24 protein-coding genes, 1 tRNA gene and 1 pseudogene are annotated in these 25,833 nt (G+C 57.7%); 19 read left to right on the plus strand and 7 right to left on the minus strand.

What is annotated here, in order from left to right:
* Window positions 1-266 precede the first annotated feature (266 nt).
* The 14 genes from HK44_RS03485 (at window position 267) to HK44_RS03550 (ending at window position 11,745) form a co-directional block, all read left to right on the plus strand.
* Window positions 267-1,016 (plus strand): electron transfer flavoprotein subunit beta/FixA family protein, encoded by a 750-nt coding sequence (locus HK44_RS03485; protein WP_019689376.1) that lies wholly within the window; start codon window positions 267-269, stop codon window positions 1,014-1,016.
* Window positions 1,017-1,018: 2 nt separating this feature from the next.
* Entirely contained in the window at window positions 1,019-1,948 is a 930-nt protein-coding gene (locus tag HK44_RS03490; protein ID WP_019689377.1) for an electron transfer flavoprotein subunit alpha/FixB family protein, read from the plus strand.
* Between the two features lie 80 nt (window positions 1,949-2,028).
* On the plus strand, window positions 2,029-2,853 hold the full coding sequence (locus HK44_RS03495; protein ID WP_019689378.1) for a substrate-binding periplasmic protein: 825 nt from the start codon (window positions 2,029-2,031) through the stop codon (window positions 2,851-2,853).
* A 9-nt stretch (window positions 2,854-2,862) separates the two neighbouring features.
* Window positions 2,863-3,219 carry a DUF4398 domain-containing protein gene (locus HK44_RS03500; protein ID WP_019689379.1) on the plus strand — a complete coding sequence of 119 codons (357 nt, stop codon included), beginning with the start codon at window positions 2,863-2,865 and terminating at the stop codon, window positions 3,217-3,219.
* Window positions 3,216-4,028, plus strand: coding sequence for an OmpA family protein (locus HK44_RS03505; protein ID WP_019689380.1), 813 nt, complete (start codon window positions 3,216-3,218; stop codon window positions 4,026-4,028). The genes HK44_RS03500 and HK44_RS03505 overlap by 4 nt, the downstream gene beginning before the upstream one ends.
* Window positions 4,029-4,239: 211 nt before the next feature.
* On the plus strand, window positions 4,240-5,679 hold the full coding sequence (locus HK44_RS03510) for a PLP-dependent aminotransferase family protein (RefSeq protein ID WP_019689381.1): 1,440 nt from the start codon (window positions 4,240-4,242) through the stop codon (window positions 5,677-5,679).
* A gap of 91 nt (window positions 5,680-5,770) precedes the next feature.
* Window positions 5,771-6,274 (plus strand): hypothetical protein, encoded by a 504-nt coding sequence (locus HK44_RS03515; RefSeq protein ID WP_019689382.1) that lies wholly within the window; start codon window positions 5,771-5,773, stop codon window positions 6,272-6,274.
* A gap of 167 nt (window positions 6,275-6,441) precedes the next feature.
* Window positions 6,442-6,696: a YkgJ family cysteine cluster protein gene (locus HK44_RS03520; RefSeq protein WP_019689383.1), complete on the plus strand. Its 255-nt coding sequence runs from the start codon at window positions 6,442-6,444 to the stop codon at window positions 6,694-6,696.
* Window positions 6,697-6,737: 41 nt separating this feature from the next.
* Window positions 6,738-7,343, plus strand: coding sequence for an START domain-containing protein (locus HK44_RS03525; protein WP_019689384.1), 606 nt, complete (start codon window positions 6,738-6,740; stop codon window positions 7,341-7,343).
* A gap of 137 nt (window positions 7,344-7,480) precedes the next feature.
* On the plus strand, window positions 7,481-7,717 hold the full coding sequence (locus HK44_RS03530; protein WP_019689385.1) for a hypothetical protein: 237 nt from the start codon (window positions 7,481-7,483) through the stop codon (window positions 7,715-7,717).
* A gap of 211 nt (window positions 7,718-7,928) precedes the next feature.
* The gene (locus tag HK44_RS03535; protein ID WP_019689386.1) at window positions 7,929-8,270 is read left to right on the plus strand and encodes a ribonuclease E inhibitor RraB; all 342 of its coding nucleotides are present in this window, start codon (window positions 7,929-7,931) and stop codon (window positions 8,268-8,270) included.
* A 302-nt stretch (window positions 8,271-8,572) separates the two neighbouring features.
* Entirely contained in the window at window positions 8,573-9,982 is a 1,410-nt protein-coding gene (locus tag HK44_RS03540) for a circularly permuted type 2 ATP-grasp protein (protein ID WP_019689387.1), read from the plus strand.
* A 12-nt stretch (window positions 9,983-9,994) separates the two neighbouring features.
* A complete protein-coding gene (locus HK44_RS03545; protein WP_019689388.1) occupies window positions 9,995-10,945 on the plus strand; it encodes an alpha-E domain-containing protein in 951 nt (316 codons plus the stop codon).
* Complete coding sequence (locus HK44_RS03550) at window positions 10,942-11,745, plus strand: transglutaminase family protein (RefSeq protein WP_019689389.1); 804 nt, start codon at window positions 10,942-10,944, stop codon at window positions 11,743-11,745. The genes HK44_RS03545 and HK44_RS03550 overlap by 4 nt, the downstream gene beginning before the upstream one ends.
* A 63-nt stretch (window positions 11,746-11,808) precedes the next feature.
* Here HK44_RS03550 and HK44_RS03555 read toward each other — a convergent pair whose 3' ends face one another.
* Window positions 11,809-12,615: a c-type cytochrome gene (locus tag HK44_RS03555; RefSeq protein ID WP_019689390.1), complete on the minus strand. Its 807-nt coding sequence runs from the start codon at window positions 12,613-12,615 to the stop codon at window positions 11,809-11,811.
* 606 nt (window positions 12,616-13,221) lie between these two features.
* On the opposite strand from HK44_RS03555, the gene HK44_RS03560 reads away from it, so the two are divergent.
* The 3 genes from HK44_RS03560 to HK44_RS03570 all read left to right on the plus strand — a co-directional run bounded on the left by HK44_RS03560 (window position 13,222) and on the right by HK44_RS03570 (window position 17,449).
* Window positions 13,222-14,427, plus strand: a complete 1,206-nt coding sequence (locus HK44_RS03560) for an acetyl-CoA C-acetyltransferase (protein ID WP_019689391.1) — start codon at window positions 13,222-13,224, stop codon at window positions 14,425-14,427.
* 41 nt (window positions 14,428-14,468) lie between these two features.
* Window positions 14,469-16,613, plus strand: coding sequence for a 3-hydroxyacyl-CoA dehydrogenase NAD-binding domain-containing protein (locus tag HK44_RS03565; protein WP_019689392.1), 2,145 nt, complete (start codon window positions 14,469-14,471; stop codon window positions 16,611-16,613).
* A 107-nt stretch (window positions 16,614-16,720) separates the two neighbouring features.
* On the plus strand, window positions 16,721-17,449 hold the full coding sequence (locus tag HK44_RS03570; protein WP_019689393.1) for an amidotransferase: 729 nt from the start codon (window positions 16,721-16,723) through the stop codon (window positions 17,447-17,449).
* A 109-nt stretch (window positions 17,450-17,558) separates the two neighbouring features.
* Here the strand turns inward: HK44_RS03570 and HK44_RS03575 are convergent, their stop codons facing one another.
* From HK44_RS03575 to HK44_RS03585, 3 genes are all read right to left on the minus strand, one after another.
* Window positions 17,559-18,530, minus strand: coding sequence for a magnesium and cobalt transport protein CorA (locus HK44_RS03575; RefSeq protein ID WP_019689394.1), 972 nt, complete (start codon window positions 18,528-18,530; stop codon window positions 17,559-17,561).
* A 132-nt stretch (window positions 18,531-18,662) separates the two neighbouring features.
* Complete coding sequence (locus tag HK44_RS03580) at window positions 18,663-19,385, minus strand: 1-acylglycerol-3-phosphate O-acyltransferase (RefSeq protein ID WP_019689395.1); 723 nt, start codon at window positions 19,383-19,385, stop codon at window positions 18,663-18,665.
* 213 nt (window positions 19,386-19,598) lie between these two features.
* Complete coding sequence (locus HK44_RS03585) at window positions 19,599-20,288, minus strand: crotonase/enoyl-CoA hydratase family protein (protein WP_019689396.1); 690 nt, start codon at window positions 20,286-20,288, stop codon at window positions 19,599-19,601.
* Window positions 20,289-20,596: 308 nt separating this feature from the next.
* Between HK44_RS03585 and HK44_RS03590 the strand changes: the two genes are divergently transcribed.
* Together HK44_RS03590 and HK44_RS03595 are read left to right on the plus strand one after the other, a co-directional pair.
* Window positions 20,597-20,686 (plus strand) — tRNA-Ser (locus HK44_RS03590).
* 247 nt (window positions 20,687-20,933) lie between these two features.
* Window positions 20,934-21,759, plus strand: a pseudogene (locus tag HK44_RS03595) (efflux transporter outer membrane subunit); the annotation flags it as partial.
* 94 nt (window positions 21,760-21,853) lie between these two features.
* On the opposite strand, the gene HK44_RS03600 reads toward HK44_RS03595, so the two are convergent.
* From HK44_RS03600 to HK44_RS03610, 3 genes are all read right to left on the minus strand, one after another.
* On the minus strand, window positions 21,854-23,542 hold the full coding sequence (locus HK44_RS03600) for a flavin-containing monooxygenase (RefSeq protein ID WP_019689397.1): 1,689 nt from the start codon (window positions 23,540-23,542) through the stop codon (window positions 21,854-21,856).
* A gap of 318 nt (window positions 23,543-23,860) precedes the next feature.
* The gene (locus HK44_RS03605) at window positions 23,861-24,775 is read right to left on the minus strand and encodes a SphA family protein (RefSeq protein ID WP_019689398.1); all 915 of its coding nucleotides are present in this window, start codon (window positions 24,773-24,775) and stop codon (window positions 23,861-23,863) included.
* A 63-nt stretch (window positions 24,776-24,838) separates the two neighbouring features.
* Window positions 24,839-25,789 carry an alpha/beta hydrolase gene (locus HK44_RS03610; RefSeq protein WP_019689399.1) on the minus strand — a complete coding sequence of 317 codons (951 nt, stop codon included), beginning with the start codon at window positions 25,787-25,789 and terminating at the stop codon, window positions 24,839-24,841.
* Between the last annotated feature and the right edge of the window lie 44 nt (window positions 25,790-25,833).

Raw genomic sequence — 25,833 nt, forward strand, 5'->3', positions numbered from 1 at the left:
TAGGCTGACTGTTGGTTTCAAGAGCACCTCTAAAAACAGGGCGAAGGCAGTACAAGGTGACGCGCTGCGCAGGTTTGGCGCGAAGTTTACACGTCGCGACAAAGAATGACTCGTTAGTCACGACTGACGAACGGTCATCGCGCTTCGTGAGCTGGGTCACCCATTACAAATGCCGGCGTTTTTAGAGGTGCCCTTGTGCCCGATGAGCATCAATCGCCAGGTTCGCCTAGGCGACTTTCTTTTCACCGGAGAGTAACGAGGAATCCATGAAGGTTCTTGTAGCTGTCAAACGAGTGGTCGACTATAACGTCAAGGTTCGCGTCAAAGCGGACAACTCCGGCGTCGATCTCGCTAACGTCAAGATGTCGATGAACCCTTTCTGCGAAATTGCAGTGGAAGAAGCCGTACGCCTGAAAGAAAAAGGTGTTGCGACTGAAATCGTCGTCGTCTCCATCGGCCCGTCCACCGCTCAAGAGCAACTGCGCACCGCGCTGGCTCTGGGTGCCGACCGCGCCATCCTCGTCGAATCCGCCGAAGACCTGACTTCCCTGGCCGTTGCCAAGCTGCTCAAGGCTGTTGTCGACAAGGAACAGCCTCAGCTGGTGATCCTTGGCAAACAAGCCATCGACAGCGACAACAACCAGACTGGCCAGATGCTCGCTGCACTGAGCGGTTACGGTCAGGGCACGTTCGCCTCGAAAGTCGAAGTCACTGGCGACAACGTGGCCGTGACCCGCGAAATCGACGGCGGCGCGCAGACAGTTTCGCTGAAACTGCCGGCCATCGTCACCACCGACCTGCGTTTGAACGAGCCGCGCTATGCGTCCCTGCCAAACATCATGAAAGCCAAGAAGAAGCCGCTTGAAGTGCTGACTCCTGACGCTTTGGGCGTTTCCACCGCCTCCACCAACAAGACCGTGAAAGTCGAAGCGCCGGCTGCACGCAGCGCAGGCATCAAGGTCAAGTCGGTGGCTGAACTGGTCGAGAAACTGAAAAACGAAGCGAAGGTAATCTAATCATGACTATCTTGGTAATCGCCGAACACGACAACAAAGTAGTGGCCCCGGCCACGCTGAACACCGTGGCTGCTGCCGCCAAAATCGGTGGTGACATCCACGTTCTGGTTGCCGGTCAGGGCGTTGGCGCTGTAGCTGAAGCTGCCGCGAAAATCGCTGGCGTGGCCAAAGTGCTGGTAGCCGACAACGCTGCCTACGCACACCAACTGCCAGAAAACGTAGCGCCTCTGGTTGCCGAGCTGGGCGCTGGCTACAGCCATATCCTGGCTGCCGCCACCTCCAACGGTAAAAACATCCTGCCGCGCGTTGCCGCTCAGCTGGACGTTGACCAGATCTCCGAGATCATCTCGGTTGAAAGCGCTGACACCTTCAAGCGCCCAATCTATGCCGGCAACGCCATCGCTACCGTTCAGTCCAGCGCCTCGGTAAAAGTCATCACCGTGCGTGCTACCGGTTTCGACCCGGTTGCAGCTGTTGGTGGTTCGGCGGCTGTTGAAGCGGTTGCTGCTGCTCACGACGCTGGCACTTCCAGCTTCGTTGGCGAAGAACTGGCCAAGTCTGATCGTCCAGAACTGACCGCTGCCAAGATCGTCGTTTCCGGCGGCCGCGGCATGCAGAACGGCGACAACTTCAAACACCTGTACGCCCTGGCCGATAAGCTGGGCGCTGCTGTCGGCGCTTCCCGCGCCGCGGTCGACGCAGGTTTCGTACCCAACGACATGCAGGTCGGTCAGACCGGCAAGATCGTTGCACCACAGCTGTACATCGCCGTCGGTATCTCCGGCGCGATCCAGCACCTGGCCGGCATGAAAGACTCCAAAGTGATCGTTGCGATCAACAAGGACGAAGAAGCGCCGATCTTCCAGGTGGCCGATTACGGCCTGGTGGCGGACTTGTTCGAAGCCATCCCCGAGTTTGAGAAGCTGGTCTAATCCAGCGGCTTGACTTATAAAGAGCCCGGTCTTTTGGCCGGGTTTTTTATTGTCTGCGATTTGAGTGTGGGGAATACGCCATGGATTTGCGTCGCTGGAGCGGCTTGTGGGTGCTGCTGGGTCTGTCGGCTTTGCCCTTGCTGTCAGTCGCTGCGGGCAAATGCGAGCGTCTGGTGGTGACCGGCAGCCCGGATGCACCACCGTATCTGTGGCAAGACCCGCAAGACCCGACGCACTTGATCGGTACCAGCGCCGACTTGTTGCAGCAGCTGGCGGGGGAATTGGGGATCAAGGTCGAATTGCTGTACGCCGGCAATCGATCCCAAGCGCTGGATGAAGTGCGCAGCGGGCGTATCGACATGCTGGCTGACGCGGCTCTGATGGACAATCAACTCGAATCGCTGGACTACATCCAGCCGCCGTTGCTGGAAAACGACTATCTGGTCTGGACCCGCAAGGGCTCGGCATGGGTCTACAACGAGGCGCAGGACCTGCGCGGGCACGTCGGCGCAGTCTCGGCAAAGGCTCGTTTGACACAATCTTTCGAGGCCTACGCACAAGAACAATTGACCTTGATGAGTCTGCCGAACCTGACACAGGCTTTCCAGAAGTTGCTACTGGGTGAGGCGGACTATGTGCTCGCCGGGCGTTATACCGGGATGGCCATGGAGCAGACATTGGGCATGACCAACAATGTGCAGGCGTATCCGCAGCCGATCGACCGGCCGGGACTGTTCCTCGTCATTTCCCGCAACTCTGCCTGCAACGATCCATGGTTACGCGGACAGTTGTCAAAAAAGATGACAGAATTGCCCGCGTCCGGCCTGACGCAGGCCCTGCTGCAGCGCAATCTGGAGCGCTGGAAAGCACCCTTGCAGCAACCCGTCAGCACCCCAAAACAGTAGGGATTTTTAGTGACTCTTCGACCTTTTTTCGCTGCCCTGGCCGTTATGGCCCTGGCGGGTTGTGCTGCCGATCCGGCGCCGAATGAACAATTGCGTTTGACCGAACGGGCCCTGGAACAGGCCGCCGCTGTCGGGGCAACGACTGAAGACGTGCCAGAGCTGAAACTCGCTGAAGGCAAGTTCGCTCAGGCTCAGGCCGACATGACCACTCAAGCGTTCAAGGATGCGCGTATGCAGGCCGAACAGGCAGAACTGGACGCGCGTCTGGCCGAGGCCAAGGTTCTGACAGTGAAAAGCCAGGAAAAACTGAACGTGCTCAACACCCGCATCACTCGCCTGCGCAAGCAACTGGGAGATGCCCAATGAGCCTGAAAAACACCATTCTGGGCAGTTTGCTGCTGATGGGGTGCGCAGGGCTTGCCGGCTGCGCAGGTCAACACAGCGCGGCGGCTTTGCAACAAGCCAGCGCTGACTTTCAGAAGGTCAAGGAAGACTCGAATGTGCTGCGCATCGCGCCCAAAGACGTGATTCGGGCAGGTGAGTCCCTCGCCCGGGCCGATCGCCTGTCGACCTACTGGGGCAGCGGCCCGGATGTTAAGCATTACGCTTACCTGAGTCAGCGTTACAGCGAAATTGCCCGTCAGCACACCGAGCAAGCGCTGAATGACGAACGTGGGGCAAAGCTTGAACTGGAGCGTCAGCGCCTGCAGCTGGCGTTGCGCGAGAACAAACTGCTCAGCGTGCAACAACAGGGTAAATGGCTGGAAGAGCAAATCATCAACCTGGCGACGACCCAGACCGATCGCGGTCTGGTCATGACCCTGGGGGATGTTCTGTTCGACACCGGTGAAGCCGAGCTGAAAAACTCGGCAAATCGCACCGTATTGAAAATTGTCCAGTTCCTGCAGCTCAACCCCAAGCGTGTGGTGCGTATCGAAGGCTATACCGACAGCACCGGCGGCAAGCAGGACAACCTCAAACTGTCTCGCGATCGCGCCCAGTCGGTGGCAGACATGCTGATCGATCTGGGGATCGAAGATAAGCGCATTCAGGTCGAAGGCTACGGTGATGAATACCCGGTAGAGGCCAACGCTTCCGAGCGGGGGCGTGCGCAGAACCGCCGGGTCGAAATTGTGTTCTCCGACGAAAAAGGCCAGCTCGGCGCTGCCCGCTAAGGTCAGCGTTACTGGAAAACCCGGCCCCTCAGCGGTGCCGGGTTTTTTTTGCCTGCGAGTTGGATCGCGCCATACCTATAAAAGCAGTACAGTTTTTGCTGTCACTGCACTGTACGGTCGACTATTGTGGCAACTGTCCCAGTACACTTCTAAACTGTTCCGGTAATGTTTCACACAAGAATAAAATGCCCGTGAAATCGAGTGCTGCGTCATGACCAATCTCTTGCTCTATCAACGTATCGCTCAGCAATTGGCTGAGGATATCCGGCGTGGTGTCTATCAGCCCGGCGAACGCGTGCCTTCAGTGCGCAAGATGAGTTCGCAGCTCAATGTCAGCCACGCAACGGTGCTTCAAGCGTATGCCAACCTCGAAGATCAGGGGCTGATTCGCGCACGTCCGCAGTCGGGTTACTACGTCCACCAGACCCCGGCACTGACCGCGCCGACACCGGATATCGCCCGTGTTGAACGCCCAGGCCTGGTCACGCGCAGCAGTATCATTCAGCAAGTGTTGGTCGAGTCGCGTCGCGAAGGGGTGTTCCCGCTGGGCGCGGCGGTGCCCAGTGTCGACTATCTGCCGGTACGGGCACTGCACCAGCAATTGGCCAAGGTCACGCGGTTCCACAGCCCGCGGGCGTTCAGTTACATGTTCAGCCCGGGTTTTGAACCGTTGCGTCGCCAGGTGGCGATCCGCATGCGTGATGCCGGCGTAGTGGTCGACCCATCGGAAGTGGTCATCACCCATGGTTGCGTCGATGCGCTGCAAATGTCGTTGCGCGTCCTGACGCGCCCCGGCGATCTGATCGCGGCTGAGTCGCCGACCTACTACGGCTTGTTGCAGCTCGCCGATTTGTTGGGTTTGAAAGTCATCGAGATCCCCAGTGACCCGGCAACGGGCATGAGCCTGGAGGCCTTGCAGCTGGCTGCCAACCAATGGTCGATCAAGGCGTTGGTGCTGACCACGCGCCTGAGCAACCCGCTGGGTGGCACCATGCCGGAAGAGCGGCAAAAACAACTGCTGCGTCTGGCTTCCGACTTCGATATTCAGATTGTCGAAGACGATATTTACGGCGAGTTGATGTTCGAGCAAGGCCGCACCAAATCGCTGAAAGCCTATGACCGACTGGATCGGGTCATCTATTGCTCAAGTTTCTCCAAGACCCTGTCACCCGGTGTGCGCATCGGCTGGATGATTGCCGGCAAGTACCAGCAGGAAATCCAGCGCTTGCAGACCTTCAGCACCCATTCGGCGTGCAGCGTGACGCAGATGGGGATCGCGGCCTATCTGGAGAACGGCGGCTATGATCGTCATTTGCGCTATATCCGCCAGGAATACCGCAAGAACCTCAGCGCCTTCCAGTTGGCGGTGCAGCAGTATTTTCCAGAGGGAACGCAGATAACCCGGCCCACGGGTGGTTTCATTCTGTGGGTCAGCCTGCCGGGGCGGGTCAATACGCAGGAGCTGCACGTACGTGCGTTGCAGCAGGGCATCAGTATCGCGCCGGGGCTTATTTTCAGTAACACCGAGCAATTCAATCACTGCATTCGCTTGAACTGCGGCACGCCGTGGAATCGTGAAGCCGAGCGGGCGCTGATGACACTCGGGATGCTGGCCACTCAGCTTTGTCAGGAGACAGCAGGCGGTTTTTAACGCGTCCCCGGGGCTGGATTGCTATGCGAGCTTGTCAGGGACCTTACAACAAGCGAGCATATGGCCCTCTGCCGTTAGCGCTGTAGTGTTCATGAAAGCGATTTTTCCTGCTGGTTTGATGTTGGCGTGCCTCTTGAGTGTCTTCATGCCAGGCAGCGCGATGGCTGCGACCGCTCTGGATAAGGGGGGCGTCAGCACGTCTGAGGCAAAAGTGAAGTCTGTTGCGCCGGCGAAGAACCAAACTCCCGTCAAAAAGACCAAAGTGGCAAAGAAGCCGACGCCACCGAAAAAACGCCCACCGGTTGCTTCAAAATCAAAATCCGCGAGCGAAGTGGTCAGAACCACGTACTTGCCTCCGGCCACGCTGGATTTGAGCTTGCCGTCGGACATGGTCAAGCAGTTGCAACCTGTTGGCACCGTTCCGCTAGTCAAACATGCTCCTTTACTGCCGCCCATGTTTGGTGAAAAAACCAGGGATGACAGCCCGTTCCAGCTCAACGGTCGCCTGCTGAGCAACGAAATGCAGTTGCAAATGCGCAAAGAAGAGCACCGGGAAGTCGAAGGTGCGGCACTGGAATTCCAGTTCAAACAGTAAAATCGCGTATTGATCTGTGACCCGCGTACCTGACGCTTTGTCGGAGACTGCTCAGTCACGCGTGTTTGAGCGAAAAACCTCTATCCGGCCAATTTCAAACGGCTGTTTTAGCGGGTACTCTAGTCCACGTTATTCAACATATTACCCGTCGCGAGGAGCGTGTCGTCATGAACTGCCGTGAAGGCTGTGGCGCCTGTTGCATTGCCCCTTCCATCAGCACACCGATCCCTGGCATGCCAAACGGCAAAGCGGCGGGAGAACGTTGCGTGCAACTGTCTGTCGATAATCTGTGCAGTATTTTCGGCAAGCCTGAACGGCCGGCGGTATGTAGCGCATTTCAGGCGGATATCGAGGTGTGCGGTAACAACCGGGAAGAAGCCATCAAGTTGATCGGTTGGTGGGAGCAAATGACCGCGGCGTAGTGTGTTCAACGAACGGAACTTCAACAATAAGGAATAAGACTATGGGTTCGCTGCATCGTATCGCTGTGTTGTGTGGTTTGACCGTTCTGCTGGCCACAACAGCCCAGGCTGAAGACTGGAAAACTGCCAAGGATGAGGACGGTATCAAGGTTTCCCTGAGTGAAGTCGCCGGGTCCCAGTACAAAGCCTACCGCGGTGTGACCGTAATGAAGACCTCCGTGGCCAAGTTGCGTGCACTTCAGGAAGATGTGCCCGGCGCGTGTGCCTGGATTCATGAGTGCAAGGTGCAGAAGTTGCTCAAGCACGAAGGCGATCAAAGCTGGACCTACACTCAGTTCAGCACCCCGTGGCCGGTGACTGCGCGTGACTCGGTGTTGCACGTGACCACTGTCGAAGGCGCCGATGGCAGCCTGACGCGTAAGCTTGAAGGTGTACCGACCTACCTTCCTGAAGAAAAAGGCTTTGTTCGTGTCACCCAGGTCCAGGGTTTCTGGAAATTTGTTCCAAAAGGCGCGGACCAGGTTGAAGTGACCTATCAGGTTCACACCGAGCCAGGTGGTAGTGTGCCGTCGTGGCTGGCCAACAAGTTTGTGGTCGATGCACCCTTCAATACCTTGAAAGCCCTGAAAGCACGCGCCGAGAAGTAATCTCGCGCTTTTTGCAAAGAGGCTGCCAACCGGCGGCCTTTTTAATATCAAACCGATGGATTCAGGAGGAACGATTTTCCGGTATTTGGGGTCGAGATGTTGTAAGCCCATCTGTGGGTTTTATCGAGGAGGCACCGATGCAAAAGTGGGAAGTCACCTTCGTTGATGATCACGGTGTGCAGACCGTCGAGCAATTCGATTGCGAACAAAAACCCACGATGGAGCGGGCTGCGCAATTGATTCGGGCAAAACTCCTCCCTGTTCCGGCCGAGCTCGATCTCAATGATCTGGAGGGGCGAACCGAGGAGCCGACGGTCAAAAGCCTGAAAGATCAGAACAGCATTGAAATTCTCAGTATCACTCCACTTGTATAACCACTTGATGCGACTCGCAAACAGGCCTTGGCAGCAGCTCAGACTTGGGGCTACTCTGCAATCGAGATCAGCGAATGGATCGCTAAGGTCTGGTCTTGTCAGCTACATGCTTGTTTCCCGGCGGCAATTTGATTGCCGTATCGCCCTCACCATTCGGTTGCAGGCGCAGGGAGTACGGAAAGTCTATCCATCAGTTTGAGGAGGACGTTTCATGAGCACAGCCTATCAAGAAGACATCAGCAGCAGTGTGCTGCGCCGCATGAAAGAAGGCGGTTTTGACTTTTCACGGTTCCATCCCATCGAGTTCTACGCCATTTTTCCGGATGAGGAGCGGGCACGCAGGGCGGCAGGGCATTTTCGCGGTGAATCCTTGAATGCGCAGGTCAGCGTGCGTGATGACGGTGCCTGGCATCTGGAGTTGAGTAAAGTAATGTACGCCACTTATGGCGGCATCGGCGACTTCGAACAGGACTTTGAGGCGGTGGTCGAGCCTTTGGGTGGGATTATCGAAGGATGGGGCGTCAAGCAGGAGGTACGAGGGCTACTCGCATAACACTATGAACAGCGACAACACTCAGCAACGGCTGACCTCAGGGTTGGCCGTTTTCGTTTTCGGACATTGAGAAGTCAAAGGATCGCAACCGCACACAGGCCGTGAAATCAACTCTGGCTATGCGGGTAATGACCATGAGCATTGCTTCGCAATGAAGCGGGGAACGAACAGGTTGGGGCATTTGCCGCACAGGATTGGTGCGGCATGTCTGCGGAGATTATCCAACCGATTGATAGTAAAGCGTTCATGCCGCTGGCACGGGCCTTGCGGAGTCCAGGTGTCCGGGTGACAAGGAGTACGGCATGATCCGCACCTGTTTTGATGAAATGTACGACGCTGGTGGATTGGTCCGCCCGCATTATCGGGAGTTCGCCCGTTGGTTGGCTGAAACGCCTGACGAGCTTTTGGCACAACGGCGACGCGAGGCCGATCTGTTATTTCATCGTGCCGGAATAACCTTCACGCTCTATGGTGATGAGCAGGGGACAGAGCGTCTGATTCCCTTCGACACCATTCCCCGCAGCATCCCCGCCAGCGAATGGCGGATCGTCGAGCGCGGCTGTATTCAGCGGGTCAAGGCATTGAACATGTTCCTCGCCGACCTGTATCACGAGCAGCGCATCATCAAGGCCGGCATCATTGCGGCCGAACAAGTGCTGGCCAACGATCAATACCAGCTGGCCATGCAAGGGCTGGATCTGCATCGCGATATCTATTCGCACATCTCTGGCGTCGATCTGGTGCGCGATGGCGACGGCACGTACTACGTGCTCGAAGACAATTTGCGCACGCCCAGCGGCGTCAGCTACATGCTCGAAGACCGCAAGATGATGATGCGGCTCTTCCCCGAGTTGTTCGCCGCCCAGCGCATCGCGCCCATCGATCATTACCCGAACCTGTTGCTCGACACGCTGAAAAGCTCCAGCCCGCTGGACAATCCGAGTGTCGTGGTACTGACTCCCGGGCGCTTCAACAGTGCGTTCTTCGAGCACGCGTTTCTGGCGCGGGAGATGGGCGTGGAGCTGGTGGAAGGCGCGGACCTGTTCGTACGTGACGACAAGGTGTTCATGCGCACCACCGACGGGCCGAAAGCCGTCGACGTGATCTACCGTCGCCTCGACGATGCTTTCCTCGATCCGTTGGCGTTCAACCCGGATTCGATGCTCGGCGTTCCAGGGCTGCTGTCGTCCTATCGTTCCGGCAATGTGGTGCTGGCGAATGCCATCGGCACCGGTGTCGCGGACGACAAGTCGGTTTATCCGTTCGTGACCGACATGATTCGTTTCTACCTGGACGAAGAACCGATCCTGAAAAACGTGCCGACCTGGCAGTGTCGCAACCCGTCAGAACTTTCTCACGTGCTGGCGAACCTGCCTGAGCTGGTGGTCAAGGAAACCCAGGGTTCCGGTGGTTACGGAATGCTGGTCGGGCCTGCAGCCACCGCCGCTGAGATCGAAGCGTTCCGCGCACGCATCAAGGCCAAGCCCCACGCGTATATCGCCCAACCGACGTTGTCCCTGTCGACCTGCCCGACGTTTGTCGAAAACGGCATCGCGCCGCGGCACATCGACTTGCGCCCGTTTGTCCTGTCTGGCCGCGAAACCCGGGTCGTACCCGGTGGCCTTACCCGTGTAGCCCTGCGCGAAGGATCCCTGGTGGTCAATTCGTCACAGGGTGGCGGAACCAAGGACACCTGGGTGGTCGAGGATTGAAGGAAGCCTGCCATGTTAAGTAGAACTGCCTCGGATTTGTACTGGATGTCGCGTTATCTGGAACGGGCGGAAAACCTCGCACGGATGCTCGACATCAGTTATTCGCTGTCATTGATGCCGCAGGATGGCCGAGGTGATGGTCTGCACGAATTGGCGATGCCCTTGCTGATCACCGGCACGCTGGACGATTACCTGGATCGCCATGGCGAGTTGCATGCCGAGCGTTTGCTGCACTTCTTCGCCCTGGATGCGGCGAACCCGGCCAGTATCTACAGCTGTCTCGGCGCCGCACGGGCCAGCGCACACGCAGTGCGTGGGCGAATCACCGCCGACATGTGGGAAAACATCAACGCGACCTGGCTGGAGATTCGCGGTATCGCCGAACAGGGCCTCAGTCGCTATGGCATGAGCCGTTTCTGCGAGTGGATCAAAGAGCGTTCCCACCTGTTCCGGGGCGCGTGCTACGGCACCATTATGCGCAACGATGCCTTCCGCTTCATTCGCCTGGGGACCTTTATCGAAAGGGCCGACAACACGCTGCGCCTGCTCGATGCCCGCTACGAAATGGCCGGCGATCAGGCCGAGGCGGTCAGCGACGGTACGGCCCACGCGTATTACCAGTGGAGTGCGCTGCTGCGGGCCTTGTCGTCGTTCGAGGCGTATACCGAGATCTACCGCGACGCACCTGGCGCGAGGCACGTCGCCGAGCTGTTGCTGCTGCGTGCCGACGTACCGCGCTCGCTGCGTGCCTGCACTGAAGAAATCGACCAGATCCTCGCCAGCCTGTCGGGGGCCAATGGCCGTCCCGCACAACGTCTGGCGGCAGAAATGGATGCGCGGCTGCGTTACACCGGCATCAACGAAATCCTCGGTGAAGGTTTGCACGCCTGGCTGACCGAGTTCATCCCGCTGGTGCGCCAGTTGGGCAACGCCATACACAGTTCCTATCTGGAGGCTGCATGAGACTTTCCATTAGCCACGAGACCACCTATCACTACGAAGATCAGGTGCGGGCGAGCATCCAGTATTTGCGACTAACGCCTCACGACAGCGAGCGTCAGCACGTGCTGAGCTGGCAGCTCGACCTGCCACGGCCGGTGCGTGCGCAACTCGATCCGTTTGGCAATATTTTGCACGTGCTGACGATGGACGAGCCCCATGAGGCGATCATCATCGGCGCGAGGGGGCAGGTGGACATCGATGAGTTGCGTGAGGCCGAGCATGAGCGCCAGTCGGCGCTGCCGTTCTTGCGTTGCACTCGACTGACCGAGGCGGATGAGGCGCTACGTGCATTCGCCGAGAAGCAATGTCGCCAACGCCGTGATCGCACAGCGTTGATCGACTTGATGCACGGCCTCAACCAGCGCATGACCTACACGCCGGGCTCCACTGAAGTCGACACCAGCGCCGCTCAAGCGTTCGCCGGGCGCGCGGGGGTCTGCCAGGATCACGCCCACGCGTTTCTTGCCTGCACGCGTAGCCTGGGGATTCCAGCGCGGTATGTGTCGGGTTATCTGTACAGCGAAAACAGTGAACACCTGGCCAGTCACGCCTGGGCTGAAGCCTGGCTCGACGACGCGTGGTACAGCTTTGATGTCACCAATGAACTGGCCAAACCCGAGCGTCACCTGAAAGTGGCAGTAGGCCTCGACTATCTCGATGCCTGCCCGGTACGCGGCATGCGCCGTGGCGGTGGCGGGGAGCAGATGCACGCCAAGGTGTTCGTCGCGCCAACCCCGAAGATTTCGGTGCAACAGCCGTAATCGGGGATACCGCATCGCGAGCCTGCTCGCGATGGGGCCAGCCCAGGCGCCACACCTCAACTGTCAGGGCTGCTGTTTACGCCCCGCCATATGCTTCAAATACCCCACCAACAACGTCAGTTCCTCATCCGACAATACCTGTGTCGAGAACCCCGGCATCTTCGCCTGTGGCCATTGGCGCAAGCTTTGCGGGTCGCGGATATAGCGCTTGAGGAATTCAGCGCCAAAGTACTCGGTAGGGCTGAAGGGGATGTTCAAATCCGGACCAAACTGCGCATCGCCCGCACCGTTCAGGCGGTGGCACGCCAGGCAGTTTTTCTGGAACAACGCATAGCCCAGATTCACCGGGTCATTGGCGGCGAGCGCCGGGTCTGGAAGCAGGGCAGGGAAGCGTACGCCGACCGCCGCCAGGCGTTTGATACTGGCAACCTGGAATGGCCATTGCTCAGGGCTGATATGGCCGGCCTGAGGGTTGGTCCACACCAGATAAAACGGTCCGGCGCCGGGTTTGCCTTCCGCCAGCGCAGGCCAAGGGTTGGCCGGGTCTTCAATGGCCAGCCACGCCTGCGCGCCCACCGTGTTGAGCAACGGTGCGGCAGCCAGTTCGGCAGCGAAACCGTCCAGGGCCACGGCTTGCAAGTGGTCGTCAGCCTTGATGCCGGTCAACAACGCCGCCAGCGGCACCGCGCGATAACTCATGTTTCTTTTGTAGGAAACATCGTCGGCGATCTGAATAGTCTGAACCTGAGGATGCTTGAGCAACTCCTCGGTTTTCCATGTTCGACTGCCGGTGCCCAGGTCGAGCACCAGCTGCGCGGCATACGAGGGCGTGCTGAGCAGCAAGGCCCCAAGCAAAAGTAGAGCTTTCAAGTGATCGCCATCCTGTCGAGGGTATGCCGCAAAGGTTGGCACACGCACGCAGACCCGGGTAGCGAGCGAGTCAGTTTTTTAGTGAGGCGTCATCAACAACCACGCTTGATTATCCGATCACTTTAGTAAGGTTCGGCAAAATCAGTAACAGCGTAGTGGCGAATAAAATGAGCCCGGCTTGACGCACTTTCGAATGTTTGAACATGGCTGTTTGCCTTTTTTTGTTATTTCCTGAGCGTCGAATGCTTGCCTGCATTTCTCCATGACGGCAAAGCGCTGTCGTTCCTTTTTCACGAGCGCCTCGGCAAAACCCGACGACAACCTCGTACGGTTTACCTTAGGGGCCCCGCAGGCTGTGCTTTAGATCCATTTCGTATCAAATAATAGAAAACCGCTTCTAAAAAGGCATGAGGCTTATTGCCAGCTGCTTTGACGGCCTTTTGCTAGACAGTTCGGTGACCCGAATCGGTTAATCCGATAGCTCACTACCGTCCGTCTGAGCGTGACCGTCAAGGCCGTTGAGCGCTTCGGTCATTGAATCCGCCGCTGCTGAGCCTAAGGTGAGAACTCGCCAACTATTCACCTGCCCAGCGGTACGAGGACGTCATGACCCAAGCTTTGATTTTCGATGCATTGCGCACGCCCCGTGGCCGTGGCAAGGCTGACGGCGCCTTGCACAGCGTCAAACCGGTGAACCTGCTGGCAGGCTTGCTCGGTGCTCTGCAACAGCGGACGCAACTCGACACCCGCGAGGTCGATGACATCGTGATCGGCTGTGTCACGCCGATTGGCGATCAGGGCGCCGATATCGCCAAAACCGCAGCGCTGGTGGCCGACTGGGACGTTAGCGTCGCGGGTGTGCAAATCAACCGCTTCTGCGCGTCCGGGCTGGAAGCGGTGAATCTTGGGGCGATGAAAGTGCGTTCAGGTTTTGAGGACCTGGTCGTGGTCGGCGGCGTCGAATCCATGTCGCGGGTGCCGATGGGCAGCGACGGCGGGGCCTGGGCGCTGGATCCGCAGACCAACCTGCACAGCCACTTCACCCCGCAAGGCGTGGGCGCCGACCTGATCGCCACGATTGAGGGCTTCAGCCGTCAAGACGTTGATACGTATGCGCTGCACTCTCAACAGAAGGCTGCACGGGCACGGGCGGACGGCTCGTTCAAAAAGTCCCTGGTACCGGTGCAGGACCAGAACGGCATCGTCCTGCTGGATCACGATGAGTTCATTCGCACCGAATCGACGCTGGAAGGTTTGGGCAAGCTCAAGCCGAGCTTCGAGATGATCGGGCAAATGGGCTTCGACGCTACCGCGTTGCGGGTCTACAGCCACGTGGAGCGAATCAACCACGTTCACACGCCGGGCAATAGCTCGGGGATCGTCGACGGCGCGGCGCTGATGTTGATCGGCTCCGAAGCCAAAGGCCGGGCACTGGGTTTGCAGCCACGGGCGCGAATCGTCGCCACGGCGGTCACCAGCACCGATCCAACCATCATGCTCACCGGTCCGGCGCCGGCCACCCGCAAGGCCCTGGCCAGGGCCGGACTGCGGGTCGAGGACATTGATCTGTTCGAGGTCAACGAAGCGTTTGCCTCGGTGGTGCTCAAGTTCATCAACGACATGGCCATTGATCCGGCCAAGGTCAACGTCAACGGCGGCTCCATCGCCATGGGTCACCCGCTCGGCGCCACCGGTTGCGCAATTCTCGGCACCTTGCTCGATGAACTGGAAGTGCGGCAGTTGCGCTACGGCCTGGCGACCCTCTGTGTCGGCGGCGGCATGGGCATTGCCACCATCATCGAACGCCTCTGAGCCTCCGACTTCAGGGAAACCCGACTTCAAGGAAAATTGCCATGACCGATGCCATTCGTTACGAAAAAGCTCAGGACCAGATCGTCATCCTGACCATCGACATGCCGGGCCAGAGCGCCAATACCATGAACGCGGTGTACCGTGAGGCCATGGCCGATTGCGTTGCGCGTCTGGTGGCCGACAAGGATTCGATTGCCGGAGTGATCATCACCTCCGCGAAAAAAACCTTCTTTGCCGGCGGCGATCTCAACGAGCTGATCAAGGTCGGCAAGCCTCAAGCCAAAGCCTTCTACGACAGGGTGCTGACACTCAAGGGCCAGCTTCGGACACTGGAAACGCTCGGCAAGCCGGTAGTCGCCGCGATCAATGGCGCAGCGCTCGGTGGCGGTTGGGAAATCTGTCTGGCCTGCCATCACCGCGTTGCGCTGGACAATTCGTCGGTGCAGATCGGTTTGCCGGAAGTCACGCTGGGCCTGCTGCCAGGCGGCGGTGGAGTGGTGCGCATGGTGCGCCTGCTGGGTCTGGAGAAGGCGCTGCCGTATCTGCTCGAAGGCAAGAAAATCCGGCCGCAGCAAGCACTGCAAGCCGGTTTGGTCGATGAGCTGGCGGCGGATCGTGATGAACTGCTGGCCAAGGCGCGGGCCTGGATTATTGCCAACCCGACGGTCAAACAGCCTTGGGACGGGAGCGGTTACCAGATTCCCGGCGGAACACCGTCGAGCCCGAAAGTCGCGCAGATGCTGGCCATCGCGCCGTCGATTTTGCGCAGCAAAACCCAGGGTTGCCTGCCGGCGCCGGAGAAGATCCTCTGCGCCGCGGTTGAGGGCGCTCAGGTCGATTTCGACACGGCGCAGTTGATCGAAACCCGCTATTTCACCGAGCTGACCACCGGCCAGGTGGCGAAGAACATGATCGGCACCTTCTGGTTCCAGCTCAACGAGATCAACGCTGGCGGCTCGCGTCCTGCGGGTTTTGCACCGCACGTGACGAAAAAACTTGGAGTGCTCGGTGCGGGCATGATGGGCGCCGGGATTGCCTATGTCAGTGCCGTGGCCGGTATCGACGTAGTGCTCAAGGACATCAACCTGGCGGCGGCCGAGAAGGGCAAGGCTCATTCGGCAGCACTGCTGGACAAAAAAGTCGCCCGTGGTCAGCTAAGCCCGGAGCAGCGTGACGCCACCCTGGCGCGGATCAAGACCACCGAGCAGGATGCCGATCTGACGGGCTGTGACCTGATCATCGAAGCGGTGTTCGAAGACCGCGAGCTGAAAGCCAGGGTCTCGTGCGCCGCACAAAAAGTCGTCGGTGCAGACGCGGTCATCGCTTCCAACACCTCGACCTTGCCAATCAGTGGTCTGGCGACGGCTGTGCCGGATCAGTCGACATTCATCGGCCTGCACTTTTTCAGCCCGGTCGACAAAATGCCGCTGGTGGAGATCATCAAAGGTGCAAACACCAGCGATGAAACCCTGGCCCGTGGTTTCGATTTCGTCCTGCAAATCAAGAAAACCCCGATTGTGGTCAACGACAGCCGTGGCTTCTTCACCTCGCGAGTCTTCGGCACCTTTACCAATGAAGGTATCGCCATGCTCGGCGAAGGTATCTCGGCGCCGATGATCGAAGCCGAGGCGCGCAAGGCCGGAATGCCGATGGGTCCGCTGGCGATCTCCGACGAAGTGTCCCTGAGCCTGATGAGCCACATCCGTCAGCAAACTGCCAAGGACCTGCAAGCCGAAGGCAATCCGCTGCCAGCGCACCCGGCGTTTGCCGTGATCGATCTGCTGCTCAACGAATGCCAGCGTCCCGGTAAAGCCGCGGGTGGCGGTTTCTATGAATACCCGGCCGGTGGACAGAAATATTTGTGGCCAGAGCTGAAAACGCGTTTTGAGAAAGCTGACGGGCAGATATCGCCACAGGATGTACGCGATCGCCTGTTGTTCGTGCAAGCCATCGAAACCGTGCGCTGTGTGGAGGAGGGCGTGCTGCTGTCGACGGCCGACGCCAACATCGGTTCGATCTTCGGCATTGGTTTCGCCTCCTGGACGGGCGGGGCGTTGCAGTTCATCAACCAATACGGCGTGAAGGATTTTGTCGCCCGTGCCCAATACCTGGCCGAGCAGTACGGCGAGCGCTTCACACCGCCGGCGTTGTTGCTGGAAAAAGCCGCGAAGGGCGCGTTGTTCTGAGGGAGTCGCTCTGACGGATTGGCGGTGCGCACCGGGCTTGCCTGACCCAGCGTTTCAAGGCAGGCTCTGGGTGTGCACTATCGCCTCTATCGTGTCAGGTATTTTTTATGTCGTTACGCATCTGCATTCTGGAAACCGACATCCTGCGTCCAGAGTTGGTCGATCAATATCAGGGTTACGGGCAGATGTTCCAGCGTCTGTTTTCGCAGCAACCCATCGCTGCCGAGTTCACCGTCTACAACGTCATGCAGGGCGAATATCCGAGCGATGAGCTGAGTTTCGATGCCTATCTGGTGACTGGCAGCAAGGCTGACTCGTTCGGCACTGACCCGTGGATTCAAACCCTCAAGACTTACCTGTTGTCGCGCTATGAGCGCGGCGACAAGCTGCTGGGTGTGTGCTTTGGCCATCAATTGCTGGCGCTGCTGCTGGGTGGCAAAAGCGAGCGCGCGACCCAGGGCTGGGGTGTCGGCATCCACAAATACAAGCTAGCCGCCAAAGCACCGTGGATGAGCCCGGTGCGGGAAGAACTGACACTGCTGATCAGCCACCAGGATCAGGTCACCGCGCTACCGGAAAACGCTACGGTGATCGCTTCCAGCGATTTTTGCCCGTACGCCGCGTATCACATCAACGACCAGGTGCTGTGCTTCCAGGGCCACCCGGAGTTCATTCACGATTACTCGCGGGCGTTGCTGGAAATCCGCCAGCAACACCTTGGCGAACAGGTCTATCAGAAAGGCATGGAAAGTCTGGCACAAGAGCACCACGGCACCACCGTTGCCGAGTGGATGATGCGGTTTGTGGCCCACAAACCCGAGACCAAATCGGTTTAAACCCTGAAAGCATCGCGGGCAAGCCACGCTCCCACAGGGTTTAGGAGTACCTGTGGGAGCGTGGCTTGCCCGCGATCGAGCGCGAAGCGCTCGCCATATACGTCCTGCGTTATAACCACCCCGACCGTTTGAAGCTCGCCCACAATCCAAAACACCCCACGGTCATAAACCCCAACACCACAAAATAGCCGTAGTGCCAGCTCAGCTCCGGCATGTTCTGAAAGTTCATCCCGTAGATCCCGGCCACCGCCGTCGGGAACGCCAGAATCGCCGCCCAGGCCGCAAACTTGCGTTGCACCACGCTTTGTCGGGCCGCTTCCAGCAATACGCCGATCTCGATGGTCTGGCTGGCAATGTCGCGTAACGTTGTCAGGTCCTCCATCTGCCGCGTGACATGGATCTGCACATCGCGAAAGTACGGGCGCATGTTCTTGTCGATAAACGGGAAGCTCAGCCTCTGCAGCTCTTCGCTGATTTCCACCATCGGCGCCGCATAACGGCGCAGGCGCAATACGTCGCGACGCAATCCATGAAGGTTCTGAATGTCCTTTTCGTTGAGCGTGCTACACAGCACGTTGCGCTCCAGCTCATCGATCTCGTTATGGATCGCTTCGCCCACTGGTTGATAGTTTGCGATGACGAAATCGAGCAGGGCGTAGAGCACGAAATCTTCGCCATGCTCAAGCAGCAGCGGACGCGCCTCACAACGTTGGCGCACATGCGCGTAGGACGCGGAGTGACCGTTACGGCAGGTGATGATGTAACCCTTGCCGGCAAAGATATGGGTTTCGATGAACTCCAGTTTGCCCTCATGGCGCACCGGCGAGTACGTGACGATAAACAGCGCATCGCCAAAGGTTTCCAGCTTCGATCGGCTGTGTTTATCGAGGGCGTCTTCAATCGCCAATTCATGCAGGCCGAACTGACGTTGCAGGTTGGCCAGCTCCTGGGCGTTCGGCTCTTCGAGGCCGATCCATACAAAGTGGCCCGGTTTTGCCGCCCAGGCGGCGCCCTCATCGAGGGAGATATTGGTGACTCTCTTACCGGCACTGTAGACCGCAGCCGCAACGACTCTACCCATGATTCTTATTCACTTCTTCTTGGCAAATGGCAATGACAGGCAGTGTTCAGCTTATCCTGCTCTTAAGCTTGAGAGTCAGCAAAATAAGCGAAGTTCGCCGGCAAAAAGAAGCCCGCACGAGGCGGGCTTCATTCAGGCAGCTTGCAGCTGTCGATCCATCGATTCGATGCACTCGCGCATCTGTTCGCGGCATTGGGCAATCAGCATCGGCATGTCGTCCAGGCTCAGGCCGGCGGTAGGAATCGCCGGTAGCGAGCGGATCAGGATCTTGCCACTGCGCCAGCGGTTCAGGCGCATTTGTTTGATGTAGCTGCTGACGCACACAGGCACAATCGGCACCCCGGCAGCAATGGCCATCTGGAACGCACCTTTCTTGAATGGCAGCAACTCTTCACCCAGGTTGCGTGTGCCCTCCGGGAACACCCAGATCGAGGTGTCTTTGTGCTGCAAGGTGTTGGTGGTGGTGAGCATCGACTGCCGAGCCTTGTGCGCATTGCCACGATCGATCAGCACATTACCGGCTAACCAGAACAGCTGCCCGAACAGCGGCACCCATTTCAGGCTCTTTTTACCGATGCACACGGTGCGGTGCGGCACCACATTACCCAGCACAAACAGATCGTAGTTGGACTGATGGTTGGCGATCACCACACAGCTTTGCGTCTTGTTCGTTAGCCCGCCGACCTCGGCCTTCACTCGCAATCGCAAAATGCACATCGCCGGCCAGGCATAAAGGCGTGCGCACAAACGGCTGTTATCCGGGTTGAACGGCCGGCACAGGCCAAGCACTACACCGAGCACACCCGCTACAGCAAAATGCAGGCCCATCAATAACATGCGAAACAGATACAGCATCTACAGGCCCACCGGGACAAAAGGTGGCGCAGTGTACGGATGTGCACTGTTTTCGGCAATTGCCGCTATAGAGGTAGGAGATAGGCGATGTTTAAGCGCATGTTTCAGACTGATAGCGTCAGATGCGGAGTAGAGCGGCTGAAGGACTGTAAACAGATCAGGCAAGAAAAAGCCCGACTCGGCGGTCGGGCTTTTCGTTGGTGCGCTTTCGGGTTAAACCAAATGTTCCTGATCCAGGATGATCGCGTTGTCCAGCGTCTCCAGCAGGGCCTTGCGTACTTTGAGTTTGGTATTCTTGTGCGCGGTCATGTTGATCTTCTTCAACTGACGCGCCATAGCCAGTGCTGCACCTTGCAGTTCTTCGGCAGAAACGATCTTGTCGAGGAAGCCAGCATCCACAGCGCCCTGCGGATCGAACATCTCGGCATTGATTACCGAACGGTGGAACGCCGACTTGCGCAGACGATCACGGGCCAGCTCGATGCCGGCGTGGTGCATGGTCATGCCGATCTGCACTTCGTTCAGGCCAATACTGAACGGGCCGTCGACACCAATCCGGTAATCGGCCGACAACAGAATGAACGCGCCCTTGGCCACCGCATGCCCAGGGCACGCGACGATCACCGGGAAGGGGTGCGACAACAGACGGCGGGCCAGAGTCGAACCAGCGGTCACCAGGCTCACTGCTTCTTTAGGGCCGGCTGTCATTACCTTCAAGTCATAACCGCCCGACAGAATGCCCGGCTGACCGGTGATGATCACCACTGCACGATCCGTCACCGCCTGATCCAGCGCAGCATTAAACGCGGCAATCACGTCCGGGGAGATGGCATTGACCTTGCCATTACTCAAGGTCAGGGTCGCGATACCGTCTTCGAGGTGGTAGGAAATCAACTCACTCATGACGCTATTCCTTGTATTGAAGTGGGGCAGACGTTACCCACCGCTGTAGGTCAGGTAAAGCGCCATGACTGACCGGCCAGTCAGCCAATTCGCGCCCGCCCAGCGTTGTCGGCCATACATACCGCGCATTGCCCTCTATATAGAAGCATTCACCCGGCCGAAGATTGGCAGGTTTGCCCTGCCTCGAAATCCATCCGAACGCACAAATCGCTTAACCGCATGAAAATTCTGAAAAAAATATTTGCCATCGGAAAAGCTTTCGACTACATTAGCGCGCCTCGACAGACAGAACATGTTTGAAGAGATACGGTGAAGTGTCCGAGTGGCTTAAGGAGCACGCCTGGAAAGTGTGTATACAAGAAATTGTATCGAGAGTTCGAATCTCTCCTTCACCGCCACATTTCTACGTTAGAGCCCTGATTATTCAGGGCTTTTTCGTTTCTGCGTTTCTGAAAAAAATCCCAGCCCATACTTTGCCCCATACCCTGGATGGCTCAGTGCTTTGCGACCAAAGGCTAATTATTCCGACAGTTTCTAAGCGGTGTAGTCCAGCAGCGATCCGTCGATCGATCTGACTTGCATCGTTGTAATCGGGATCATCCTCTGATCGACACCAACGCGCGAACGCTGGGCAGCAATCGTCAGCAGATAGTAATAGCGCGTTACGACGAAAGCCTGGCGCTGGTCCGGAGCAGTCACGACGCCGGAATCGCTTCATCTCTGGATGTGCGTCAGGCGCGCAGTCTGGTCGAGCAGGCGAGGGGACACCTGGCACGCCACACGCGTCAGGTCGCGCAAGTCCAGAGCCTGCTGCGCCTGTTGCTGGGCAGTGAGTTGCCAGCGATGCCTGAGCGCTTCGACGAACAGCAGTTCGCCGTGCTACCGATGGGCATGCCGGCTGATTTGCTGCTGCGTCGTCCGGACATCCGTGCGGCCGAACACAACTTGCTGGCGGCCAACGCCAATATCGGTGCGGCGCGCGTGCCGCGTTCTTCCCGAGCGTCAGGCTGACTGCCACGCAGGCACGCTGAGCAAAGACATGAGTGGACTGTTCGAGGGTGGCTCCGGTAGCTGGAGCTTCGTGCCGCAAATCAATATCACCGCCGGGCGACTGCAGGCCAACCTGGATTACGCCGAGGTGCTCAAGGACATCAACGTCGCGCAGTACGAGAAAGCCATTCAGACGGCTTTTCGCGAAGTGGCCGACGGGCTCGCCGCACGCGGCACCTTTGGCGAGCAGTTAAAGGCCCAGCAGGATCTGACGGTAACTTCCCAGGAGTACTTCGAGCTGGCTCGCCAGCGCTACGATGAAGGCGTCGACAGTTACCTCGTGGTGCTCGATGCACAACGGGAGTTGTTCACCGCGCAACAGGGCTTGCTGACTGACCGATTCAATCAGATGAGCAGTGAGGTGGCGCTGTTCAAGGCTCTGGGCGGTGGCTGGTTGAGGCAGGTGCCGGCGAAGTCCTGAGCTCAACGGAATCAGACAAGCGAAACATGCTGTTCATGAACAAGGCGGGAGAGTCACTCGACTCTCCCGCCTTGTTCGCTCGTTCAGACGTTGTTCAAACAGCCATGTCCGCCTGGCGTGCCGTAGCTAAATCGGAGATTACCGATCGCTCGAGGGTAAAGCCTTTGTAGCCCGAGTTGGCAATATCGGTAATGACTTGTTTGTAATGTTTGCCGCCTCCAAGATAAACCATGAACACTTGCGGTTTGCCGGGGATGTTTGCCCCTGAATACCAGGAGGTCGCGTGTGGCAGAAGCGTCGCGTCGGCTACCTCTTTGACGTGGGCAATCCATTTATCTTCGTCCTGAAGATTGGCTTCAATACTGCCGAAACCGTTCAAGTTCATGTAGTCGATACACTCGGCAATCCATTCGCAATGCATCTCGATACCAAGCGGCATATTGAACAGCACCGAAGGGCTTTGCGGTCCGGTGATGGTGAACATGTTCGGGAAGCCATGGGCCGAGAGGCCAACCAATGTGCGTGGGCCGGCAGACCAACAATCTTGCAAGGTCTGGCCGTTTCGGCCGCGGATGTCCATCTTGAACAGGGCGCCGGTAAAGGCATCGAATCCGGTGGCGTAAACAAGGCAATCGAAATCGTACTGTTGGTTGGTGGTGGTTATTCCAGTCTCTGTGATCGCTTCGATAGGGGCTGCCTTGATATCGACGAGTGTGACGTTATCGCGGTTATAGGTTTCGTAGTAGTTGGTTTCACAAGGTTGGCGCTTGGTGCCGTAGGTCTGTCCAGCGGGAGGGCATAGCAGGTCGGCGATTGCTGGATCAGTGACACGCTGGCGAATTTTCTCCCTGACGAACTGTGCTGCCGTCTCGTTGGCTTCCTTGTCGAACAAAATGTCTTGATAGCTGCCGATCCACAGACTGAAGCCGCCATCGTCCCAGCAGGATTGATAATGCGCCTGGCGTTGCTCAGCCGTCTCCTCAAGTGCCGAGGGTTTCAGATTATTGAATGGAACGCCCGCGAAGGTTTCCCAGGCCTGCTCGCGAAGTTCACGATAATTGTCTTTCGCCTGCCGGTCGCTATCGGCGTCCATCGGGGCGTTAACCAGCGGAGCGGCGTAGTTGGGCGTGCGCTGGAATACCGTGAGATGCGCGGACTGATCGGCAATCAAGGGAATCGCCTGCATGGCAGTAGCACCCGTGCCGATGATGCCGACTCGCTTGCCGGTGAAGTCCACGCCGTCCTTGGGCCATTGGCCAGTGAAATAGACATCACCTTTGAAGCTGCCGTGTCCCTTGAACTTCGGAATGTTCGCCGACGACAGGGTGCCGACGGCCGGGATGAAGTACTTCGCGCTGACGTGTTCGCCCGTATCGGTGTCGACCAGCCAGCGCTGTGAAGCCTCGTCATAATGAGCAGAGACGACCCGGGACTGGAAGCGTATATCCTTGAGCAGATCGAAACGCTCGGCGACGTGATTGAGATAGCTGAGGATCTCAGGTTGGGCAGCGTACTTCTCGGTCCAGGTCCATTCTTGTTGCAGTTCTTCCGAGAACGAATACGAATAGTGGTGACTTGGGATGTCGCATCGAGCCCCGGGGTAGCGGTTCCAGTACCAGGTTCCACCTACGCCATCCGCGGCTTCATAAACCTGGGTATCGAGTCCCAGTTTGTCGCGCAGCAGATGGAGCATATAGAGACCGGCAAAACCTGCGCCTACGACGACGGCATCCACTTCTGTTCGAGACTGGGAAGTGTGGTGGGTTGGATTGCTGATGGACATGGGACTCACCTTTTATTTTTGTGGGGATGAATATGTCTGTTTGCTCAACCTCGGCGACCTACCGTTTTGCGGTTTGCCGGGGCTTGCGGTGAGGCGTTCTTCACCGGCTGATGTGATTAGAGCAAGTCATGTGCCAAGTTGATAAAACCCTTAAAAATCATATAGATAAATTGGTTTTGCAGGGCGAAGAACTGTGGGTTATGCAAAGGGTTTCTGAAATGATGTAAAGAGCAAAGGCTGTTTTAACCATTTCATGAAAAGCACAGAAAAGTGGCGAAAAAAAAAGGCGCCAAAGGCGCCTGAAAGTGGAGCAGAGACTTACAGAGGTAGAGCAAACTCGAACCACAGCGAATTGCCCTTCGGGCCATTCTTGACGGACGTTTCTGTCAGCCATTTGAATACGACGGCCGTCGCCGGATTGAAGTAGTAAATCGCTTGGGGGCCTATGCCAACTTTGCTCAGACGGTTGCCGCCAGGGACGTCATGGCCATCGAACTGATCATCAGTGAATTGCTTGGTGTAGTGACCGGCCAGGCCCACTTGCCAGTTCGGATTCATCGGCAGGCGATAGCCGACGTTGAAGTCGACATTGAAAATGTTGCCTGACTTATAGTTGGTATCATCGTTTTTCTGATTGAAGGAAAAGGTGGGGGAAGCCGAGAACTCCCAAGCCGGAGTGGGCAGCCAGGTCAAGCCGAACTCCTGTACATAGGACGCGTAGTTGCTGGTGGTATTGACCAGGTCTTTTCGATCGTAATTCCCCAGCGGAATGAACGCACTGAAACCCGTGAGTAGATGGAGTTCCGGCGTTGGCGACCACGTCAGGTAAAGGGGCGTCAAGTAGATTTGGTTGAATCCGCTTTTATGATCCTTCAGACCTGCTACTTCCAGGGAATTGCGGCCTCCCGAGAGGATCGCTCCGGAGCTGAATCCTACCCCCGATTCGGTTTTCACGTCCCAGGTATGCACCACCCGGAGCGCCTGGACAAATACATCCAGTTTGAAGTCGGGTAACGATGACTTTCCGTCGTTGCCGCGAAAGGAATCGGCGGAATAATAAGCCGTGTAACTGTACAGTTCAGTGGCTCCCGGAGGTATGAGTATCGCGGGAACTACCGTGTTCACTCCCAAGGGCCAGTTGGTCCCACCATTCTCAGAGGCAATACTGAAACTGGTCTGGCATAACACCAGTAGGGCAAAAAAAACGCGGCAGAATGTAATGATTCGAGTCATTTTTTGTTTTCCTTATTCTCGGTAAATTCTGGGTGGAGTGTCAGGTTGCGGTCAGCGTGATGGTCATGCCGTGATGGATTTCAATCTTTTCAAGCGTGCCTTTATGCCGTCAGTGATATATCGGCGAGCGCCAACACTTTCCGGCAGCACATTCAAAAGCGTGAAGAACCCATGCATCTGCCCGGTGAACTGACGCCATTGGACCTCGATGCCGGCAGCCTGCAGTTTTAACGCGTACGCCAGTCCTTCATCGCACAACACGTCATGTTCAGCCGTGATCAACAGTGTGGGAGGAAGTCCACTCAGGTCGGCCGCCAGCAGGGGAGAGGCTTGAGGGGTATGACGGGCTTGCACGTCCGTGAGGTAATGATCCCAGAACCACTCCATCGATAGCTTGCCCAAGAGCCCTTGATTTTGCGGGTTCAGGTAGCTCTGGCCGTTTGTGTCAGGCTGCACGACCGGGTAGACAAGTACCTGTTGTGCAAGTTGCGGCTTCCCTGCAAGCCCGGCTTTTTGCGCGACTACAGCGGCCAGGTTGCCTCCGGCACTGTCGCCCATGACAAGGAGAGGGCAGTGGATGGAGCCGCCCAAGGCGAATCGATTTTCGTCAGCCCAGACCAGTGCTGTCCAGACGTCGTCAATCGCGGCCGGGTAGGGGTGCTCAGGCGCTAGCCGATAATCGACCAGTATTACCGTGCACCCGGTTTCCTCGGCAAGAAAACGACCTAGACTGTCGTAATCCTCAATGCCCATCAGACACCAGCCACCGCCATGACAGTAGACGATGATGCCATTGGGAACGGCTGACGGACTCAGCATTCGCAGGCGAATTTCATGTCCAGCCGACCCTATGATCGTCTCGCCGACAAGATACAGATCCGGGCCCGGCCCGATCGCTGGGCGCAAGCCAGACATGAAATCTCTCGCCTGTGCCATGTCCATTTGATGAAACGGAGCGATCCCTTGATCAGCCAGTTGCCCAAGCAATGATTGGCTTGCAGCATCGAGCGCCATATGTCACCTCTGATTGTTATTGTTGTTGAGGTGCACAGAGCAAC

Source organism: Pseudomonas fluorescens HK44 (assembly GCF_000217955.3).
In the GTDB taxonomy this organism is placed as follows: domain Bacteria; phylum Pseudomonadota; class Gammaproteobacteria; order Pseudomonadales; family Pseudomonadaceae; genus Aquipseudomonas; species Aquipseudomonas fluorescens_AQ.

Coding starts and splice junctions, on each gene's coding strand:
- HK44_RS03485 (WP_019689376.1), top strand. CDS start 267: ATGAAGGTTCTTGTAGCTGTCAAACGAGTGGTCGACTATAACGTCAAG.
- HK44_RS03490 (WP_019689377.1), top strand. CDS start 1,019: ATGACTATCTTGGTAATCGCCGAACACGACAACAAAGTAGTGGCCCCG.
- HK44_RS03495 (WP_019689378.1), top strand. CDS start 2,029: ATGGATTTGCGTCGCTGGAGCGGCTTGTGGGTGCTGCTGGGTCTGTCG.
- HK44_RS03505 (WP_019689380.1), top strand. CDS start 3,216: ATGAGCCTGAAAAACACCATTCTGGGCAGTTTGCTGCTGATGGGGTGC.
- HK44_RS03510 (WP_019689381.1), top strand. CDS start 4,240: ATGACCAATCTCTTGCTCTATCAACGTATCGCTCAGCAATTGGCTGAG.
- HK44_RS03515 (WP_019689382.1), top strand. CDS start 5,771: ATGAAAGCGATTTTTCCTGCTGGTTTGATGTTGGCGTGCCTCTTGAGT.
- HK44_RS03520 (WP_019689383.1), top strand. CDS start 6,442: ATGAACTGCCGTGAAGGCTGTGGCGCCTGTTGCATTGCCCCTTCCATC.
- HK44_RS03525 (WP_019689384.1), top strand. CDS start 6,738: ATGGGTTCGCTGCATCGTATCGCTGTGTTGTGTGGTTTGACCGTTCTG.
- HK44_RS03530 (WP_019689385.1), top strand. CDS start 7,481: ATGCAAAAGTGGGAAGTCACCTTCGTTGATGATCACGGTGTGCAGACC.
- HK44_RS03535 (WP_019689386.1), top strand. CDS start 7,929: ATGAGCACAGCCTATCAAGAAGACATCAGCAGCAGTGTGCTGCGCCGC.
- HK44_RS03540 (WP_019689387.1), top strand. CDS start 8,573: ATGATCCGCACCTGTTTTGATGAAATGTACGACGCTGGTGGATTGGTC.
- HK44_RS03545 (WP_019689388.1), top strand. CDS start 9,995: ATGTTAAGTAGAACTGCCTCGGATTTGTACTGGATGTCGCGTTATCTG.
- HK44_RS03550 (WP_019689389.1), top strand. CDS start 10,942: ATGAGACTTTCCATTAGCCACGAGACCACCTATCACTACGAAGATCAG.
- HK44_RS03560 (WP_019689391.1), top strand. CDS start 13,222: ATGACCCAAGCTTTGATTTTCGATGCATTGCGCACGCCCCGTGGCCGT.
- HK44_RS03565 (WP_019689392.1), top strand. CDS start 14,469: ATGACCGATGCCATTCGTTACGAAAAAGCTCAGGACCAGATCGTCATC.
- HK44_RS03570 (WP_019689393.1), top strand. CDS start 16,721: ATGTCGTTACGCATCTGCATTCTGGAAACCGACATCCTGCGTCCAGAG.
- HK44_RS03575 (WP_019689394.1), bottom strand. CDS start 18,530: ATGGGTAGAGTCGTTGCGGCTGCGGTCTACAGTGCCGGTAAGAGAGTC.
- HK44_RS03580 (WP_019689395.1), bottom strand. CDS start 19,385: ATGCTGTATCTGTTTCGCATGTTATTGATGGGCCTGCATTTTGCTGTA.
- HK44_RS03585 (WP_019689396.1), bottom strand. CDS start 20,288: ATGAGTGAGTTGATTTCCTACCACCTCGAAGACGGTATCGCGACCCTG.
- HK44_RS03600 (WP_019689397.1), bottom strand. CDS start 23,542: ATGTCCATCAGCAATCCAACCCACCACACTTCCCAGTCTCGAACAGAA.
- HK44_RS03605 (WP_019689398.1), bottom strand. CDS start 24,775: ATGACTCGAATCATTACATTCTGCCGCGTTTTTTTTGCCCTACTGGTG.
- HK44_RS03610 (WP_019689399.1), bottom strand. CDS start 25,789: ATGGCGCTCGATGCTGCAAGCCAATCATTGCTTGGGCAACTGGCTGAT.